Below are 18716 nucleotides of genomic sequence, written 5' to 3'. Positions count from 1 at the left end.
CGCTCGCCCGCAATACGGCCCCGCGCTTCAGATACGGGCGGTCTAGACGGATTGTTGGGGACAACCGCGCCGCATGCAGAGCAGAACAGGTCGCCAGCTCTCAGCGTCGACGAACAGACCTGGCAAGACACCCTCGGCTTCCTCCATCCACTTATTCAGACTAGCGAAAGTTCATGGACGAACAAGCCTTTACGTCGTCTGTCGAGGATTGTGGGCGTGCTAAGGCAGGCCATGCGTCGGCGTGGTCTCTGAGTGAGGGGAATCGGAAGGCAACTCATCTAAGCACAACCAAGTTTCTCATACCAAACGGCATGTCATGCAACTGGCGAATGCAGATCAGCCCCGCTTCCGCGGCGGTCAGGGCGCTGGAGGTGGTCTGCGGCGCGACGCGTGCCCACCCGGGGGGGACAGCGAGCCCCGATCACGATGCCGATCGGCGACGCCATGCGCCCTGCGGCTACTCCTTGGCGATGCCCGTTTCCCGGATCACGCGCTCGTATTTGGCGAGTTGATCGCGCGTCATGGCGCGCAGATCTTCTGCTGAACTGCCGCGCACCGCAAAGCCCAGCTCTTCAAGCTTGCGCCGCACCTCGGGATCGCCGACCGCCTTCACCGCCTCGGCATTCAGGCGGACAATGATGTGCTTCGGGGTGCCGGCCGGCGCCAGAATTGCGAACCATGAGTTGAAGAAGAAGCCGGGCAGACCGGACTCCGAGACCGTCGGCACATCTGGGAATTGCGGCAACCTCTTTTCGGTGGTTACACCGATCAGCCTCAGCTGGCCGCCGCGCACCATTGCAGCCACCGTCCCGAGACCCTGGAAGCCGACGGGGATCTGGCCGGAGGCGATGTCCGTGGCAGCCTGCGTGGCGCCCTTGTAGGGCACGTGCGTCAGCGAGATGCCGGCAGCGGACGCGAACATCGCCATCGCCAGATGCTGCGGGCTTCCCGGCCCCCCCGAGCCGTAGTCTATCTTGCCGGGCGCCGCCTTGGCGGCCGCGATCAGGTCCGCCGCGCTCCTGAAGCTGCTCTGATTGTTGACAATCAGCCCCCACTCCACCGTCGCCACCAGCGACACCGGCTCGAAGTCCTTTAGAATGTCCCAGCGCATTCTAGACTGAAGGTTGGGCACCATTGTCATGATGCTGTCGTTGAACCCGCCGATCGTATAGCCGTCCGGTTCGGCGCGGGCGACGGCCTCCGCCCCGATCATCCCCGACGCGCCGGGCTGGTTCAGAATCACGAATTGCTGACCCATATTGTCAGCCATTTTCTGGGTAACGATCCGCGCCGCGACATCGACGGCGCTCGCCGCTGCCAGCGGCACGATCATCTTGATCGGCCGGTCCGCATAGGTCCCTTGTGCGACCGCCGGGTAGCTCGAGAGCAGCGCGAGCGCCGGAAACAGCCAATAAAGCATTCGCATTTGGAGTTTCTCCCTTGGGCCGCAATCATTTGGGGAATGATTGCCCTTCCGCGCCCCGGATGGCAATGCGGCCCGCCGAATCTCGACCGGGACGCAGCCGAAGTGGCCTTTTCGCCCCCGCTCCGCAGGGCCTGAACACAAAATCTCGAAGACATTGGCGACAGATCGGAGCGCTCAGCGCGTCCGGGACACGAGGGGGCTTGCCTTCATCTCACAACAGCTTTCCATCAGCCGCGAAAAACGGATGCGGGCCGTCAAAACTCCCGATGGGCACCTGATGGGTTACGACGGTGCCATATCCCTCGCCCGGAAACCAGGCGTGGAGGTGGAAGGCGGGCGGCTCGATCCTGAAGGAAGGCGGAAGCCGTTCGACGAGGTCGAGATCGACGGCATGGTTCGGAGCCGGGCAGATTGTCGTCGGCACGCCCGCAAACATCGTCAGGGTGGCGCGATGGATGTGCCCCGTCGCGATCAATTGCACGCGGGGATGGCGGCGCACGATGGGCGCGAGGTCCGCTGCGTTGAGGAGATTCTGCCGATCCATGTGCCAGATCCCCGCCTTGAATGGCGGATGATGCAAGAACAAGAGCGCCGGGCGGTCCGGCGATGCAGCCAGCGTCTCGTCGAGCCACTGCAGCGTCGGCCCGTCGAGCTCACCGTGCGGGTTGCGGTAGACGCTTGAATCCAGCAACAGCAGATCGAGGCCGGCGACCTCGACTCTCTGGTTGAGCGCCCCAAATGCAAAAGCATAGCAAGCGGAGGGAAACGCGGCCCGCATCAGCTCGCGCGAGTCGTGATTGCCGGGGATACCGGCAAACGGAAGCTTGAGTGGCGCCAGCAGCCGCATGAGGTATTGATATTCCTCTGACGTCGGCGTGTCCGCCAGATCGCCCGATATCACCACGAAATCCGGCGTAGGATCGAATTCGTTCAGCGCCGCAACGCAGCGTTCCAGCGCCTTGGCGGTATCGACCCTGCCATAGGCAAGCGATCCCGGCGGCTTGATGTGCAGATCGGAAATCTGGGCAATATGGACTGGTTTTGGCGACATCGACCTTCTCAGTTCTCGGGCGGCAACAAGCGTATGGCGTCCGGCGAAATTGACAATCCGATCCGTTCCCCGGGCGTGACGTGAACCGTATTCGGCGCATCGATGGTGAGCAACTTGTTGGACGCACCATTGACGACCAGCCGTTGCCTGTCACCAACGAAGCTGACGCTGTCGATGATGCCCGAAAGCGGCGCATTTTCGGACGCCGTCACGCGGATGGTTTCGGGGCGGATCATCGCAACCGCGGCCGGCATGTCCATATCGCCGTGAATCGGCTGCCGCCCGCCCGGCAACACCAGGTTGCCGCCCTCGACAGGGGCCTCGACGATATTCGCAGCGCCAATGAATTCGGCCACGAAGCGATTTCGCGGTGTAAAATAGATCTCGCGCGGCGTGCCGATCTGGGCAATCGCCCCCTTCTGCATGACGACCACACGATCGCCGAGCTCCATGGCCTCGGACTGATCGTGGGTGACGTAAATCGTGGTGATGCCCAGCGCACGCAGCAGGCGGTTCAGTTCGCCGCGCAGACGGTCACGCAGCGCGGCGTCGAGCGCGGTCAGCGGCTCATCGAGGAGCAGGATGCCTGGCCGGATCGCAACCGCGCGGGCGAGCGCGACGCGCTGCCGCTGGCCGCCCGACAGCTGGTCGATGCGGCGATTTTCAAGACCTGAGATATTGGTCAGCGCCACCAGTTCGGCGACGCGCGCCGCCCGCTCCTTCGCCGGCATCCCACGTATCTTCAGGCCATAGCCGATATTGTCCGAGACGGTCATGTTGGGAAAAAGCGCGTAGGACTGGAACACCATGCCGACGTTGCGACGCTCGATCGGCACCGCCGTCATGTCCTTGCCGTCGAAAAGCACCTTGCCACCGGCGTCCGGCAACTCGAGCCCCGCGATGATGCGCAGCATGGTGGTCTTGCCGCAGCCGGAGGGGCCAAGCAGCACCAGCGTCTCGCCGCGGGCGATGTCCAGCGTTGCTGGTTCGAGCGCGCGCGTTCCGTCCGCAAAGGTCTTGCCGCAGGCCTCGATATGCACCGATGCGCCGTGTCCGGCCTGTGCATTCATCTCTTCTGTCCCTTCTCGGCAAACAATTGCATGGCAACCAGCAGCGGAATGATCATCACGAAGAAGATCAACGTATAGGCCGAGGCCACCTCCAGGCGCATCGAGGCATAACTATCGGCGAGGCCGATCGGCAACGTCTTGGTCAATGGCGTGTGCAGCATCCAGGTCAGGTTGAATTCACCGAGCGACAGCGTCACCACCATCAGGCTGCCCGCCAAAATGCCGGGCAGCGCGTTGGGCACGATCACATCGCGAAAACGCCGCCACGGCGATGCGCCGAGCGACGCCGCGCCCTCGTCCAGCGTCTTGATGTCAACGGTCGCGAACACGGCCATGACCGATCGCACCATGAAGGGCATGGTGAAGATGACATGGCCGACGAGGATGAATAACCAGGAGCGGCGAAAATCACCGAAACCGCCGTAAGTCAGGAGCAACGCCAGCGCAATGGCGAGGCCAGGAACCGCCAGGGGCAGAGTGATGATCTCCTCGACGATCCGCGAAAAGCGGCCGCCCCGCACGTGCAAGGCATAAGCGGCCGGCACACCGACAACGAGTGTTACCGCGAGCGTCGCAAAAGCGACGACGAACGACAGCAGGATGGTACCGGCATAGAGCTGCCACACCTGCACGACCCATTGCAGGGTGATGCCGGACTGGATGCCGCGAAAGTAGTTCACCGTGACGCCGGCAGAGATCGACAGGATCGCAGGCACCACCAGAAATCCGGCGACGAGCAGGGTGAAGATGAACTGGCTGGTGAAGATCAGGCGATCGCGCATGGCCTCATCCGGCCGCGGCGACGGCGCTTCCGCTGAAGGAGCGGGCAAGCGCAAGGATGAACCAGGTGATGATACCGAGCCCGACCGACAGCGCCGCCGAGATCGAGAAATTCGCTGCCAGCGTGAACTCGGTATAGATCAGCATCGGCAGCACATCGATGTTCGTCGCCAGCGTAAACGCGGTGCCGAACGCCCCCATCGCGGTCGCGAACGCGATCGCGCCGGAGGCAACAAACGCCGGCGCCAGTGCCGGCAGCACGACATCGCGCTGCACTGCCCACGGGCCCGCCCCGAGCGAGCGCGCGGCTTCTTCTAGGCCGACATCGAGCTTCTGCACCGCGGCCATGATAGTGAGGATGACGCGCGGGATGGAGAAATAGAGATAGCCGAGAAACAGGCCGTAGATCGAATAGGCAAAGACCAGCTTCTCGCCGAACAGCCGGTTGGAGAAATCGCCGATCAGGCCCTGTCGCCCGGCCAGCAGAATGATCATGAACCCGACCACGACACCGGGAAATGCCAGTGGGAAAGTCAGCATCGCAATCAGGACGGCGCGGCCAGGGAACCGATGCCGCTGCAGGAACATGCCGGCGATCGTCGCCACAATGAGCGTCACGATAGTGGTCGCGGCTGCGAGCAGCACGGTGTTGATGAGGGTCGCGCGATAGCGCGGCTCGATCAGGATTGCCAGATAGCCCGCCAAGCCCTGCGGTCCCTCCGCTCCGGTCACAACGAGCCGCACCATCGGCAACAGGAAAAATGCCGCCGTCACTACTGCAAGCGGCAGCAGGCATAACCAGACGAACGACCTGTGTGACATCAGAAGATGGCGCCCCGGAGCTGCGCTTTAACAAACTAAAAACGCAGCTCTGTTGATCTGACGGATTTTCTTCACGCGAACCGGGAACCACTTCGCTCGAAAACGCTCTGTACGTACGCCATATTGCCTCAGCGCACCTCGGCGAGATAGCGATCGACAAAGCCTTTTTGCACGTTTTCCATCTGTCCCCAGTCGACGTTCTTTGCGCGCGCATAGTCGCTGTCGGGCAGGAATTTCTTCTTCACAGTCTCCGGCAGATCGATCGGGCGCGCCGGGCGGAGATAGGCGTTGGTCCAGATCGCCTGCCCCTTGTCCGAAAGCAGATAGTCCAGCACCTTCTTGGCCTTGTCCTTGTCGGGCGCGTTCTTGACGAGGCCGACGACGTAGGGAAACACCACCGATCCCTCGCAGGGGATCACGAATTCAAAACTTCCCTTTTCCGAGTATTTTGCACGATAGGCGTTGAAGTCGTAATCCAGCAGGATTGGCATCTCGCCGGAGACGACGCGGGCATAGGACGTCTGCTTGGGAACGATCGGATCGTTCTTGCGGAGGTCCTTGAAGAAATTGATCGCGGGGTCGAAGTTTGCTTGGGAGCCGCCGAGCGCGAGGTTGATCGCTACGGCGCCGACATAACCGACCGCCGCCGAGGATGGGTCCAGGTAACCGACCATCCCCTTGTAGTCGGGCTTCAGCAGGTCCTTCCAGCAGGCCGGCACCGGTTTACCGCCGAGCGCGTCCTTGTTGACGAACAGTCCGAGCGTACCGGAGTGAATCGTGGTCCAGTAGCCGTCGGCATCCTTCAGACCGGCGGGGACCTGGTCCCACTTCGCCGGCTTGTAGGGCTCAAGCGCATCCTGCGCTTTGGCCTTCATGCCAAAGGTCACGCCGAAATAGCCGATATCGCCGACCGGATTGCTTTTCTCGGCTAGGATCTGCGCCAGCGCCTGGCCCGAGTTCTTGTTGTCGTGCGGAATGTCGTAGTTGAGATCGGCCTTGATCGCCTTGAGCATCGACGCCCAATCCGCCCATTCCGGCGGGCAATTGTAACAGATGACGTCAGCCGCTTTGGCGGACTGCCAGGGCGCGATCAACGACACCACAAGCAAGGCAAATACAAAACGGATGGTCTTCATGGGGTGCTCCGGCTTAGGCGGCAATCGACGATCTCATCGCCAACCGGTGTGCAAGTATAGGCCGCGTATGAAGGTTTTGCGACAGAGCGTTTTGCTGTGCAGCAAACCTGACCGACGTCAGGCTGGCCACATCCGGCAGTTTCACCGGATCGCGATTTTCGGCTAGCATCCAGCGCAAGAGGAGAGAACCATGTACCAACCTCCAGGTGTCAGGACCTCGCCCGACCTCCCGCTTCCCGACCGGATGACGGCCTGGGTACCCGGTGATCCGGACCAGCTCTTGCTGTGCGAGAAGCCGATGCCTATCCCTTCACGCGCGGAAGTGCTGATACGGATCGACGCGGTTGCGATCTGTGCCACCGATCTCGAAATCATTCATTCGGGATCGCCGGCCAGCATTGAGGCCGGCCTCCCCTTCAACAGGAATTTCACGCCGGGCCACGAATGTATGGGCACGGTCGCAGCCGTCGGGCCCGAGGTCGACGAATTCAGCATTGGGGAGAGGATCAGCGTGGAGATCCACGCCGGCTGCGGACAGTGCAAGCGCTGCCGCCAAGGCATGTACACGTCATGCCTGAACTACGGGAAGCCGGAGAAGGGCCATCGCGCAAACGGATTTACGACCGACGGCGGATTTGCCGAATACGCCGTGAATCATATCAACACGCTCGCGCGGGTGCCCGACACCATGAGCGACGCCGAGGCGACGTTGGTCGTCACCGCGGGGACCTCAATGTATGGATTGACAGAGTTGGGGGGGATTGGTTGCCGGCGAGAGCGTTGTGGTGATCGGACCTGGGCCGATCGGGCTACTCGCGGTGGCCGTTGCCAAGGCGCTCGGCGCCAGGCCGGTCATCCTGACCGGGACACGCAACGGAAGACTGGCGATCGGCCGGCAACTCGGCGCCGATCGCGTCATCAATATCAACGACGAGGATGCCGTTGAGGTCGTAAAGCAGCTCACGGGAGGCATCGGCGCAGACTATGTGGTCGAGTGCGCCGGCTCCGAAGCTACGATCGATCAGGCCATTCTCATGACCAGTCGCGGGGGAAAGATCTGCCTCGCCGCGTTTCCGCACGATCCGGTCACGATGGATCTCGCGCATCTCGTGAAGAACAATATCTACGTCTACGGAATTCGGGGCGAAGGCCGCAGCGCTACCCGCCGTGCCATGGCGCTGATGGCCGAGAAGCGCTTCGACGCCACGAAAATCCATACCACACGTTTTCGTTGGCCGACCTGCCGACGGCGCTACATTACGCCCGCGAGCGCATCGAGGATGCGATCAAGGTGGTGGTTACCAACCGGCAAGCAAGCGCGATTTCGGATGTGGCCGCTGAGTAGTGCGAACGGCCATCAGCGCCCTTCGAACTTCGGCTCCCGTTTTTCCATGAATGCCTTGATGCCTTCGTGCATGTCCTGGGTCTTGAACAGCGGCAGCAGCTGCAGATAGACGTGGTGCACGTGATCGGGAAATGTTTCGTTGAGTCCCATTCGCATCATGCGCTTGGCGGCCTGCACCGCCAAGGGGGCATTGACCGCGATCTCCCGCGCCACCTCGCGCGCCCGGCCCATCAGGCCGGCGTCCGGCACCACCTCGTTGGCAAGACCCCATTCGAGAGATTCTCGCGCCGAGAGCGTGCGGCCGGTGAAAATCAGTTCGGATGCCTTGGCCCAGCCGATCATGCGCGGCAGAAACCAGGTGCCGCCGGACTCCGGCACCACGCCGCGCTTGACGAAAGCCGCCGCCAGCTTGGCTGATTCTGCCATGATGCGAATATCGCAACCGAGCGCCGTATCCATGCCGTAGCCGGCGGCTCCGCCATTCACGGCGCAAATCGTCGGCTTGTCCATGGCCTGCAGAACGGTCGGCGGCGTGTTGCGCAGGTCCAGCGAAGTCGCTGACGAAGCCGAACTGAGACCGTCACCGCTGCGCTCCTTGCGCAAATCCAGACCTGCGCAGAAGGCGCGCCCATTGCCTGTGAGGATGACGCAGCGAACGTCGCGATCCTCGTTGGCCCTGATCAGCAGCCGCGTGAGATCGTTCAGCATCGGCCCTGAAATCGTGTTCATGCGCTCGGGAGCGTTGAGCGTGATGACCGCGATATGATCGGCTACCTCATAGAGGACTTCGTTGGATTCGGTCTGCATCGCGCGCTGGGCTTGGTCCATATGACTCCTCGTTATTCCTGATCAATCTGGTTGCCGTCGCACTATATCCGCCCCAGAGCGGCCAGGATGACCTGCGGCGTCAATGGGATTTCCGTGATGACCGTCCCAAACGGCCGGAGCGCGTCATTGACCGCATTGGTCACGGCCGCTGCCGCACCAGCCGTGCCGGCCTCGCCCGCGCCCTTCGCGCCCAGTTCCGATTCCAGCGTCGGCGAAACCACATGTCCGACATCGATGTCGGGCATCTCCCCGGACATCGGAACCAGATAATCGGCCAAATTGGCGTTGGTAAGTTGGCCGCGTTCGTCATACACGCATTTCTCGAACAGCGCGGCCCCAAGGCCCTGCACCACGCCTCCCCTGATCTGTTCGTCGACCAGTTGAGGATTGATGATGGTGCCGCAATCCTCTACGACCCAATGCTTCAGCAGCTTCACAAAGCCCGTATCGGTATCGACCTCCAGCCAGGAGGCCTGAACGCCATTGGTGAAGGCAAAGGGGTATTCGCGCGGGACAAAGTGCCTGGTAGCCATGAACTCGGGCTGAATGCCCGGCGGCAGCGTATCGGGACGAAAATAGACGATGCGCGCCAGCTCGTTCAAATCGATCCGCGGTGTACCATCGACGGCACTAACGATGCCATTGTTGACAATGTCGAGTTCCCCTGGCGTCGATTGCAGAACAGCGGCCGCGACGTCGAGGATGTTCTTGCGCAGTGCTTTGGCAGCTTGAAGCGCGGCCTCGCCACCGATGCCGGCGCCCCGCGAGGCCCAGGTGCCGCCGCCATACGGCGTATTATCAGTATCGCCCAGGATCACGCGGACGCGATCCATCGAGACACCAAGCACGCTCCCGACGATCTGCGCGGTGAGCGATTCCGATCCCTGTCCCTGTTCGGTGATGCTTGTTTGGCAAATCACTGAGCCTTGCGCGTCGAGCCGCACCGCAACGCCATCCTGCGAGGATATCTTCGCGCCGCCAACGCCATAAAACGCCGCGCTGGGATTGGTAACCTCGATGAAGCTGGCGATGCCGATGCCGCGATGGATGTTCTTGGCCCGCAAGGCCGCCTGATCGGCGCGCAACGCTTCGTAGTCCATCATTCTAATGAGTTTGGCGAGCGCCGCATGGTGCGACAATTGCTCAAAGCGCAGGCCCGACGGCGAAGCACAGGGATAAGCGTCATCGGCAATCAGATTGCGGCGGCGGATCTCGACCGGGTCCATGCCGATCTTCATGGCCGCCAGGTCAACCAGGCCTTCCGTCACCGAGCAGGCGATCGGATGGCCAACGGCGCGGTACTGGCACGTCACGTTCTTGTTCTGGAACACGACGCGGGCCCGGGCACGATAATTTTTGGTCAGATACGGGCCGCCGACGAGATTGACGACCTGGTTGGCCTCGATTGCGCTGGTGCGTGGGTACATCGAATAGGGCCCGATACCCGTAAGATCGTCGATCTCGAATGCGGTGATGGTGCCGTCACGCCTGACGCCGATCTTTCCTTTGCAGCGGTGGTCGCGGGCATGGATGTCGGTATTGAAGCTCTCGACGCGGTCGGCGACGAATTTAACCGGACGCCGCAACAGCTTGGACAGCGCATAAGTCGCCATCTCGTCGGCATAGATGTGAACCTTGATGCCGAAAGAACCGCCGACATCCTTGCAGACCACGCGAACCTGCGATTCCGTCAAACCAAGATGAAGCGCCGCAATGTTCTGCACCATATGCGGCGCTTGCGTACCCTGATAGATGGTCAGCCTTGATTCTGTGGCGTTCCAATCGGCCACCACGGAACGTGGCTCGAGCGTCACGCCGGTGTGTCGTCCGAAAACAAAATCTGCCTCCACCACCTCATCCGCTTCCGCAAAGGCCTGATCGACGGCGCCGGCATCGTGATTGCGCTCAAAAGCCAAATTATCGCAGAGAGACGGATGGATCACAACTGTTGCTGAATCGAGCGCAGTGCGCATGTCCGTAACTGCGTCGAGTTCTTCATATTCAACCTCGACGAGCTCGGCAGCATCCTCGGCCTGAGCGCGACTGCTCGCCACCACAGCCGCGACCGCTTCGCCTTGCCAGCACACGCGATCGACCGCTAAGGCACTTTGCGGTGCAGATTTGAGACCCTTCAAATGCGAGAGCACGCCAACCCACGGCGTGATGATTTTCGAGAGTTCTTCCCCCGAAACGACAGCGATCACGCCCTGCATCTGCTTCGCCGCCGAAGCGTCGATGCCCTTGATCTTCGCGTGCGCATGCGGCGAGCGCAGGAATACGACATGTGCCATGCGCGGCAGCTCAATGTCGCTAACATACAGCCCCCGCCCCTGCATTAGCCTGTCGAGGTTCGGCCGCGGCACAGTTTTGCCGATATAGGAATTCGGACGATCCAGCGCAGAAAGCGTTTCAGGATTCTCCTGGGCCGATGTCATGGCAAGCGTCCGGCGCGCGTCCGCACTGTGGTCTCGATGGCATCCACGATGGCCTGATAGCCGGTACAGCGGCAATAGTTGCCGGAAAGATGTTCGCGGATCTGTTGTCGGTTCGGACTCAGCGATTGCTTCAACAGATCCTGTGCCGCCATCAGCATTCCTGGCGTACAGAAGCCGCATTGCAGCGCGTTACGGTCCCGGAATGCAGACTGCAAATCGGCAATCTCGCCGCTGTCGGAGACCCCCTCGATCGTCTCAACCGTCGCATTGTGCGCCTGTACCGCAAGCAGCAGGCAGGAACGGACGATATCGCCATTGACGCGGACCGTGCATGCGCCACACACCCCGTGTTCGCAACCGACATGCGTACCGGTCAACTTAAGATACTCACGGAGAAAATCCGCCAGGTTCAGACGCGGCAGTACACTCGCTTCAATGTGCTCGCCATTGACGACAAACGAGATTGCAACCGCAGTCGTCACGCTGTTGCTCCCGAAAGAAGATCGGGGCGACCAAGCAGCGCGGATACGCAACGCGCCAACAGGACCTTCGCCAGATGCCGGCGCATCGCGGGCGTCGCCTGTTGATCCTCCAGGGGATCGAGCTCTTCATCCAATGCGGATAACGCCCCAGACAGTACCCCAGACGTAATGGCAACATCGACCAGCTTGCCGGCAGCGCCAGCCAGCAATGGCCGATCGCCGACCGCAAAGAAACCAAGGCGAAGATCGGCGAACCGCCCGTCCCTGACGACGGCCTGCGCCGCGAGACCGACAATCGCGTAGTCGCCATGTCGGCGGGCAAACTCATGAAAGAAGTGCGTCGCACTTCCTGGACTCACCGGCAGCTCAATTGCGACCAACAATTCCTGCGGTCCAAGCGCTGTTTCATAGATTCCCGTGAAGAACTTGGCCGCCGGAATCCGCCGCTCGCCACCCGGCCCGCGAGCGATGAGAATAGCCTCAAGCGTAAGCATGCAGGCCGGCAGTTCGGAAGCTGGGTCAGCGTGCGCCAGGCTTCCCCCGATGGTGCCGCGGTTGCGGATCGCTGGATGCGCGACATGGGCGACCGCTTCGGTCAGCAAGGGAGCATGGGCTGCAATTTCCGAAGATTTCAGGAGATCGACGTGACGCGTCAGCGCGCCGATGGTGAGGACCCCTTCCTTCACCGCCACCCCGCGCAACTCGGCCAACTCGCCAATGTCGATAATGAGTTCAGGGGATATCAAACGCAGATTCATCGCCGGCAGAAGGCTCTGGCCACCCGACAGCACCCTGGCCTTGTCTCCATGCGCTGTCAGCAATTCCAGCGCGTTTGCGACGCTGGTTGCGCGGGCGTAGGCGAAAGCCGAGGCTTTCATTTCGGCGTGACCTCCCCGGCCAAATATCCGCAGTTTTGCTGGATTAGAGGGTCGGGATCGACAAAGGTCAAGTTTGTTATCGGGTGGATCTTATCGACTTTGAGCTTTTTTTCATGCATTGAACGACGCACGTTCGGGGCCAACCAAAGCCGCCTGTGGGAAGAGCAGACTATGAATCTTGGATTCTTTACGATGCCGATCCATCCCCTCAACAAGGATTGGCGGCTTTCGCTCAAGGAGGATCGGGAGGCTTTTCTGCTGGCTGATGAACTCGGCTTCACGGAAGCCTATGTGGGCGAGCACGTCACCGACAGGGCGGAAAATATCACTTCCTGCATCGCTTTCGTCGCCTGGCTCGCGGCGGCAACCAAGCAGATCAAGCTTGGCACTGGTACCGTCAACATGCCGAACGCTCACCCGGCGGCGGTCGCAGCCGCAATAGCGATGCTCGATCACATGCTCGACGGGCGGCTCATTTTCGGAATCAGCCCCGGTGGCCTGCTGTCGGATGCGGAAGTGTTCGGCAATCTCGATGCGGACAGGAATGCGATGTTCCTGGAAGCCATAAATCAGGTGCTTCATATCTGGGCTAACGAGCCGCCCTATAATCTGCAGGGCCAGTTCTGGAACATATCGGTTCAGAAAACCCTGATGGAAGACATCGGCCAGGGTTTTGTTCCGAAGCCCCTGCAACGGCCACATCCCCCGATCGTGGTCACCGCAGTGGCGCCGTTTTCCAAAGGCGTGACGGAGGCCGCCGCGCGCGGCTGGGACCCAATCTCGGCAAACTTCCTGATGCCGGCGTGGGTGAAGAGCCACTGGCCAAAATATGTCGAGGGATGCGAGCGTGCCGGCAGGTCGGCGGACACGGCAAACTGGCGTGTCGCCAAGAGCATATTCGTCGCCAAGGACGCGGCAACAGCAAAGGCGTACGCCACCGACCCAAACGGACCTTATGTTTATTACTATCGCTCGCTATTCACCAAGCTGAAGCGAAGCGGCCGTATCGAATTGTTCAAGACGCGGCGCGATCAGCCGGACGACGAGGTAACGCTGGAATCGATCTGCGAAAAGCTGATCATTCACGGCACGCCCGAGAGCGTCGCCGATCAACTGCTGGCGTTTCAGGAAGAAACCGGTCCGTTCGGCACGCTGCTCTACGCCGGCAAGGATTGGAAGGATCGCGAACTCGGACGCCGGTCCATGATCCTGACGGCCGAGAAAGTGATGCCCCGCGTGAACACGCGGTCATGCAGCACTGCCAAGGCCGTCGAATAACCCATCTGGACAGGAAAGCCCACCGTGATACTGAGCGATCGCATCCCCTATCTGGCACAGGTCGACCGGCCGAAGCTGACACTCCCGGGCGGCAAGAAGCTCGCCGTATGGGTCATCCTCAATGTCGAGGAATGGCGGATCGAACATGCTATGCCACGCACGGTGCTGAGCCCACCGATGGGGCAACCCCTCTTGCCCGACGTGCCTAACTGGTCATGGCACGAATACGGAATGCGCGCCGGCTTCTGGCGGCAATTCAAGGCGTTGACCGATCGCAAGATGCCGGTGACCCTGGCGATCAACGCCAACGTCTGCAACACCTATCCGCGCGTGGCGTCGGCAGCACGCGAAGCCGGGTTCGAGTTCATGGGCCACGGCTTCGTGCAAGGGCCGATGCACAAGGTCGAGAACCAGGCGGATGCCATCAAGCGCTCTGTCGAGACGATATCGGAATTCATAGGAAAACCGCCGCGGTCGTGGGAAAGTCCTGGCCTCACCGAGACCGACGAAACTCTTGATCTGCTCCGCCTCAACGGCATCGAATATGTCGCCGACTGGGTGATCGACGATCTGCCGCAGGACATTGCGACACCGCACGGAACCATCACCACAATCCCCTATTCGGTCGAAACCAACGATATCGTCATCCACGCACTGCAGCACCTGCCTTCCGAGCAATTCCTGCAACGTTGCACCGATCAGTTCGACCGGCTATATCTGGAGGGGGCATCGAACGCGCGGATCATGGCGATATCGGTCCATCCCTACATCACGGGCGTGCCACATCGCATCAAGTATCTGGAAGCGCTGCTCGACTACGTGCTCGGTCATGATGGCGTCGCACTCATGACCGCGAGCGAGATCGGTGACTGGTATCGCGCGGAGATGTCAAAGAGCTGAAGTTGCGGCGCAATCGCAGCATCGCTTGCAAGCTTGGGCGATGTGCATATCAGGATCCTTTGTCTTCTGCGGCGACAAATCGGCCAAAGCCGCCCCGCGCGAACAGCAAAGGTTCCTGCCGATTATAGACATAAGCTTCGACAGCGCCGAGGAAGATGATGTGATCGCCGCCATAATAGCGATTGGCTGCTCGGCACTGGAAGCTCGCCACGCTATCCGCCAACACCGGCGCGTTGCCGAGTCCCGGCGTCCAGCTTACGCCGGCGAACTTGTCATCCGACGATTTTGCAAATTGCGAGGCCAGAGCTTGCTGGGACGCCCCAAGGACATTGACAGTGAAGTGGCTGGCATTCTGAAAGGTCGTGAGCCCCTGCGAGAACATCCCGAGGCTCCACAAGACCAATGGCGGGTTCAGCGACACCGAGGCAAAGGAGTTGCAGGTCACGCCGTAGGGCCTGCCGTCTGCCGACATTGCCGTGACGATGGTGACGCCCGTGGCAAACGTTCCCAGCGCGTTGCGAAAGTCGCGCGGGTCGATCGTCGAATTGTCGCTGGCAAACTCATTGGCCGGGTCGGCCGGATGTTTTGGTGCGTCGGACATCCGCCAATCCTCAGAGCGTCAGATTTTCGGACGGCAGGTCGAGCGCGACGCGTCCGTAGTTGGTTCCCGCCGCATCGAAATTGAAGGCGAGGTGCGAATTCACGGCGTGGGCATCGCGGAACTGCCGCTGCAGCGCGCCTGACGTGAACAGGCTGCGCGCGCCGCTTGCTGCGAACAACAGCGATACCGCTTCGGTGCAAAGATTTACCGAAAAGGCCCCGTCCCGCCGCAACTTCGTCTTGCCCGCAAGGTCGGGAACGCGGCCACGCCTTGCATCGTCCATGGCTTCGATGCAGTTCGTGCGCATGACGAGGCGTGCTGCATCGATCTTGGCGGAAGCCTCCGCGATCTTGATCTGGGTGGTCTGCAGGTCGCTCACCTTTGCACGATTATAGGTTGAGGCCCGATGCCGCGCGAACTCGACGTAGTCGTTCAGACAAGCTTGCGCATTACCTAACCCGACGCCCGACAATACATAGGGAAAGAGGGAAAATACCGGCAGCGCGTACAGCGCATTCGGGTTGACCTCGCTTCCCGGCGTCGGCCCCCCCGTCAGTTCGCTGACAGAAACGGTCATTTTTTCTGCAACAAAGGTATCTTCGACCCACACGTCGTTAGATCCGGTACCGCACAATCCCGTCGCATTCCAGGTGTCGTTGATCCGGTAATCGCTCCTGTTGAGCAGGAATATCCGGTACTCGATGCCGTCAGCTTCGTCATCCGACGATACGACGCCGGCGAGCATATTCCATTCGCAGGACTCGACACCGGAAGAGAACGGCCAGTGACCGCGCAAGACATATCCACCATCCGCCTTTCTTGCCCGGCCGGCCGGAAAGATGAAGGACGATGCGATCAACGCGTCGGCATTTGCGTTCCAGACGGCATCCTGGGCGTGGCGGTCAAACATTCCCAGCATCCAGTGGTGGCTGGCAAGATTGGCAAAATTCCACGCAACAGAAGCGTCAGCCTGGCCTAGCGCATCGGCGCAATCGACCAAGGCGACATAATCGAGCTCGCTACCTCCGACGCGCCTAGGTTGGACGATCCGGAAAAGGCCGGACTCATGCAAAGCACGCTCGGTCTCCGGCGGCAAGCGTCGAAGCTCTTCCGTCCTTGGAGCACGGTCACGCAACTCCGGAATCAGGCCCTTGGCGCGCTCAACCATGGCGGCATAGCTGTCCGTGCCCGGCCCCGCGGACGAACCAGCCCCCGGCTTCCCGCCGCCTCCAGCCATATGTTTCCTCGCCTGCCCCGTTCGTTTCGCGCCGTCCAAGCTTTGCCAGTCTACCGGCTGACCGGCAATGATCAAGGCGCGTGGGAAGCATGGCTACTCGGCAGGAAACCGGCCCCCCAAACAGAAAACACGGCGGCTTCGCAGCCAACGGGCGGTTAGGCGATTCACCGGTGCCCGTCGGATAACGCGCTATTTCATGTCTTTGCGCCAATAAAGCGTATTCGGCCAAGCCCAGGGATTGATCGGGCTGAACAAGTGATAGCCCGCGCGAATGAAGTTGTTGGCCGAGTGCATATTGTCCGTGGTATCCGAGATGATCGAACACCATCCGTTCAGGCGAGCACGAGCCTCAATGACCCGCATCATGCGCAATTGAAGCCCGTGACCGCAATGCTGCCCCAGCACGCCAACGCGACAAAAATAGCCCGCATTGGCAAAATGAGTGGAAGGAACGATGCCGGCAAAGGCGACCGGGGTGGTTTCGCGAGAGGCAATCCACCAATGCCCTTGATCAAATTCGGGAACAGGGGCCGCGCCGAGGAACGTCAGCTCATGAAGCTCCGATAACGCGTCTGCAATATCGTCGTCATTCCCGTCAACCTCGCGAATTCGATAAGCTGCTGGGTTGGGCTTCTTGTTTGCCATCTGCATTCTTCGCGCCATGGATCATCGACCCAGCGTCGCCTTGATGCCGAGCCATACGGCCCCGACGAAACCGGTTACGATCACCGTGATGACCGCCTTGAACGTATAGCTCTGCGCTTGCTCGACGCTTCGGCGCCAGCGTCGCAAGTGCTGAAAGTCGGCGCGAAGTTCTTTCCGATCTTCCTCTTCGATTCCGAAAGACGTCAGTGTCGTCGCAACCGCCTTGAGAACCACGGCATCGATATCGTCATGACGGATCCTCTGCTGTTCGGCCAATGTCTCGACAACGATGGCCCTGACGTCCGCCGCCTGCTCTTCTGTCATCGCTTGATGATCCGTGCGACATTCTCAAAACCGCGCTTGGCGAAATAGAACGATACGACGAGGTTCGACGTGATCGCCGCGAAGCCCGCGAGCGGATCGGTTGTGCCGAGGCCAAGCACCTTGTCCCAGATCAGCAACTTGCCAAAATAGACCGCCACGAAATATCCCATGAGCTTGTCCGGCTCATACCAGTGACCGATCTCTGCAATCCGATACTGCATGATAGCGCTGACTTCGGAGACCTGCGCCGCAATCTCGGCGGATGCCGTTTCGCTCGCGATCTTTTCCGACGTGTTGCCGGCTGCCAGTTTGGCTTTGTAGCCATCGATTAGTCCCTTAATGACGGGACCGCCGATGAAACTGATGATGGTCATCCACATTTGCGCATCTCCAGCGTCATTCACGCCGCGAATAAGGCCGCCAGCGCTTCGGCACCGAACACTCCGGTACGGACCAGTTCGAGCCGGCTCGCCGTCCAGATCACGCATGCGCCGGCAAGCACGGCCGTCCGCATCAGCAGGGCAGCAGCGGTCTTCATGTCAGAGCGTCCGGCGGCGGCATATTTCGGTAATCACGCCGGCCAACGCTGCAAAGGCCAGCATCTTGAACGCCGACTTGACATCCATGCTTGACAGCTGCGTGAAGTCGTATCCCGAGAACGCCCCGATCAGGCCTGCACCGACGATGCCGACAACATACTGGAGACGTGCCCAGAGGATCGTCACTGAGTCCTTGAACCAAGCCTTGACCTCATTCCATGCGATGATCATGATTTTCTCCTGAAAACGGCGTTTAAGATGTTGGCTATGAACGCGCCGATGGAGCCTTTCGCCGGATTGGCAATGGATGGTGCCGCAGGCTTTGCGGCCGGTGTCGGCTTGACCGAAATGGGTGGCGCGATCGTTGCACCGGTGAACGTGATGGTGGGATCCAGCGCCATCATCGCCATCAGCAGGCCAGCGCAACCAGGCTGGCTATCGACGACGTCGGGATCGTAGACCCCGTCGCGTACATACTTTCCTGACCTGTACTGATCCGTGCCGGACCAGATGTAAGGCGACGGTCTCCCGCGCGCGGCATAGCCAAGCCCGTTATACTGCTCGAGCATCGTCAGCGTCCCGCCGATGCTCCAGTCCTTGTTGCGCGCAGCGTACGGGGCGCAGTTTACGAGCGCGTCTATCGCGGCTTCTTCCCAGGATCGAAATGGGCCCCGGCCAGCAGGGACATGTACGGATACCCTGTTCCAGGGATCGCCTTGCGCCAGCGATCCGGTCCAATCCTGCGAGCACTCGCGTTGGTGGATGACGGCAATCACGGCCCATGGCACGCCGGTTTTGGTGGAGACGGCCCGGTATCTGGCCTTGGCATTTTGGGTGACTAAGTGGCGGGCAACCCGCGCGCAATTTCGAGTCAGCTTGGCATTTTGCCAGCGCCTCGCATTCGCCGCCGTAAGCGCGTTCGTTTCTATCAAGGGTTGG

Annotated in this window: 22 protein-coding genes; 4 read left to right on the top strand and 18 right to left on the bottom strand. The window is 60.9% G+C overall.

Features of this window, described 5'->3' with window-relative positions:
- Positions 1-457 precede the first annotated feature (457 nt).
- The 6 genes from QUH67_RS11455 to QUH67_RS11430 all read right to left on the bottom strand — a co-directional run bounded on the left by QUH67_RS11455 (position 458) and on the right by QUH67_RS11430 (position 6285).
- Complete coding sequence (locus tag QUH67_RS11455; protein WP_300946790.1) at positions 458-1333, bottom strand: Bug family tripartite tricarboxylate transporter substrate binding protein; 876 nt, start codon at positions 1331-1333, stop codon at positions 458-460.
- Between the two features lie 304 nt (positions 1334-1637).
- Complete coding sequence (locus QUH67_RS11450; RefSeq protein WP_300946789.1) at positions 1638-2477, bottom strand: phosphodiesterase; 840 nt, start codon at positions 2475-2477, stop codon at positions 1638-1640.
- Positions 2478-2485: 8 nt separating this feature from the next.
- Positions 2486-3547 (bottom strand): ABC transporter ATP-binding protein, encoded by a 1062-nt coding sequence (locus QUH67_RS11445; RefSeq protein WP_300946788.1) that lies wholly within the window; start codon positions 3545-3547, stop codon positions 2486-2488.
- Positions 3544-4329 (bottom strand): ABC transporter permease, encoded by a 786-nt coding sequence (locus QUH67_RS11440; protein ID WP_300946787.1) that lies wholly within the window; start codon positions 4327-4329, stop codon positions 3544-3546. Before QUH67_RS11440 ends, QUH67_RS11445 begins: the two co-directional genes overlap by 4 nt.
- Before the next feature lie 4 nt (positions 4330-4333).
- On the bottom strand, positions 4334-5149 hold the full coding sequence (locus QUH67_RS11435) for an ABC transporter permease (protein ID WP_300946786.1): 816 nt from the start codon (positions 5147-5149) through the stop codon (positions 4334-4336).
- Between the two features lie 128 nt (positions 5150-5277).
- The gene (locus QUH67_RS11430; protein WP_300946785.1) at positions 5278-6285 is read right to left on the bottom strand and encodes an ABC transporter substrate-binding protein; all 1008 of its coding nucleotides are present in this window, start codon (positions 6283-6285) and stop codon (positions 5278-5280) included.
- Between the two features lie 190 nt (positions 6286-6475).
- On the opposite strand from QUH67_RS11430, the gene QUH67_RS11425 reads away from it, so the two are divergent.
- Both QUH67_RS11425 and QUH67_RS11420 read left to right on the top strand, forming a co-directional pair.
- Positions 6476-7231, top strand: coding sequence for an alcohol dehydrogenase catalytic domain-containing protein (locus tag QUH67_RS11425; RefSeq protein WP_320416135.1), 756 nt, complete (start codon positions 6476-6478; stop codon positions 7229-7231).
- Positions 7140-7739, top strand: a complete 600-nt coding sequence (locus QUH67_RS11420; protein WP_300948010.1) for a zinc-binding dehydrogenase — start codon at positions 7140-7142, stop codon at positions 7737-7739. Before QUH67_RS11425 ends, QUH67_RS11420 begins: the two co-directional genes overlap by 92 nt.
- Here the strand turns inward: QUH67_RS11420 and QUH67_RS11415 are convergent.
- From QUH67_RS11415 to QUH67_RS11400, 4 genes are read right to left on the bottom strand one after another with little or no spacing between them, the layout of a single operon-like run.
- The gene (locus QUH67_RS11415; protein WP_300946783.1) at positions 7643-8458 is read right to left on the bottom strand and encodes an enoyl-CoA hydratase/isomerase family protein; all 816 of its coding nucleotides are present in this window, start codon (positions 8456-8458) and stop codon (positions 7643-7645) included. The two genes, QUH67_RS11420 and QUH67_RS11415, sit on opposite strands and share 97 nt — an antisense overlap.
- A 41-nt stretch (positions 8459-8499) precedes the next feature.
- Positions 8500-10893, bottom strand: a complete 2394-nt coding sequence (locus tag QUH67_RS11410; protein ID WP_300946782.1) for a xanthine dehydrogenase family protein molybdopterin-binding subunit — start codon at positions 10891-10893, stop codon at positions 8500-8502.
- A complete protein-coding gene (locus QUH67_RS11405) occupies positions 10890-11375 on the bottom strand; it encodes a (2Fe-2S)-binding protein (protein WP_300946781.1) in 486 nt (161 codons plus the stop codon). The genes QUH67_RS11410 and QUH67_RS11405 overlap by 4 nt, the downstream gene beginning before the upstream one ends.
- A complete protein-coding gene (locus tag QUH67_RS11400; RefSeq protein ID WP_300946780.1) occupies positions 11372-12253 on the bottom strand; it encodes an FAD binding domain-containing protein in 882 nt (293 codons plus the stop codon). Before QUH67_RS11400 ends, QUH67_RS11405 begins: the two co-directional genes overlap by 4 nt.
- A 171-nt stretch (positions 12254-12424) precedes the next feature.
- Between QUH67_RS11400 and QUH67_RS11395 the strand changes: the two genes are divergently transcribed.
- Positions 12425-13531, top strand: a complete 1107-nt coding sequence (locus tag QUH67_RS11395) for an LLM class flavin-dependent oxidoreductase (RefSeq protein WP_300946779.1) — start codon at positions 12425-12427, stop codon at positions 13529-13531.
- Between the two features lie 24 nt (positions 13532-13555).
- Entirely contained in the window at positions 13556-14431 is an 876-nt protein-coding gene (locus tag QUH67_RS11390; RefSeq protein WP_300946778.1) for a polysaccharide deacetylase family protein, read from the top strand.
- A 49-nt stretch (positions 14432-14480) separates the two neighbouring features.
- Here the strand turns inward: QUH67_RS11390 and QUH67_RS11385 are convergent, their stop codons facing one another.
- From QUH67_RS11385 to QUH67_RS11350, 8 genes are all read right to left on the bottom strand, one after another.
- Entirely contained in the window at positions 14481-15032 is a 552-nt protein-coding gene (locus tag QUH67_RS11385) for a flavin reductase family protein (RefSeq protein WP_300946777.1), read from the bottom strand.
- 10 nt (positions 15033-15042) lie between these two features.
- A complete protein-coding gene (locus QUH67_RS11380; RefSeq protein WP_300948009.1) occupies positions 15043-16269 on the bottom strand; it encodes an acyl-CoA dehydrogenase family protein in 1227 nt (408 codons plus the stop codon).
- A gap of 189 nt (positions 16270-16458) precedes the next feature.
- Positions 16459-16914 carry a GNAT family N-acetyltransferase gene (locus QUH67_RS11375; RefSeq protein ID WP_300946776.1) on the bottom strand — a complete coding sequence of 152 codons (456 nt, stop codon included), beginning with the start codon at positions 16912-16914 and terminating at the stop codon, positions 16459-16461.
- Positions 16915-16935: 21 nt separating this feature from the next.
- Positions 16936-17238 (bottom strand): hypothetical protein, encoded by a 303-nt coding sequence (locus QUH67_RS11370; protein WP_300946775.1) that lies wholly within the window; start codon positions 17236-17238, stop codon positions 16936-16938.
- Positions 17235-17618, bottom strand: coding sequence for a hypothetical protein (locus tag QUH67_RS11365; RefSeq protein WP_300946774.1), 384 nt, complete (start codon positions 17616-17618; stop codon positions 17235-17237). Before QUH67_RS11365 ends, QUH67_RS11370 begins: the two co-directional genes overlap by 4 nt.
- A 20-nt stretch (positions 17619-17638) precedes the next feature.
- Positions 17639-17776, bottom strand: a complete 138-nt coding sequence (locus QUH67_RS11360) for a hypothetical protein (protein WP_300946773.1) — start codon at positions 17774-17776, stop codon at positions 17639-17641.
- 1 nt (position 17777) lies between these two features.
- Entirely contained in the window at positions 17778-18008 is a 231-nt protein-coding gene (locus tag QUH67_RS11355) for a hypothetical protein (protein WP_300946772.1), read from the bottom strand.
- Positions 18005-18709 carry a hypothetical protein gene (locus QUH67_RS11350; protein WP_300946771.1) on the bottom strand — a complete coding sequence of 235 codons (705 nt, stop codon included), beginning with the start codon at positions 18707-18709 and terminating at the stop codon, positions 18005-18007. Before QUH67_RS11350 ends, QUH67_RS11355 begins: the two co-directional genes overlap by 4 nt.
- Positions 18710-18716 lie beyond the last annotated feature (7 nt).

It is taken from the genome of Bradyrhizobium roseum (genome assembly GCF_030413175.1).
In the GTDB taxonomy this organism is placed as follows: domain Bacteria; phylum Pseudomonadota; class Alphaproteobacteria; order Rhizobiales; family Xanthobacteraceae; genus Bradyrhizobium; species Bradyrhizobium roseum.
Note: the sequence above shows the minus strand (reverse complement) of the source record. Positions and strands in the feature narration are given on the sequence as shown.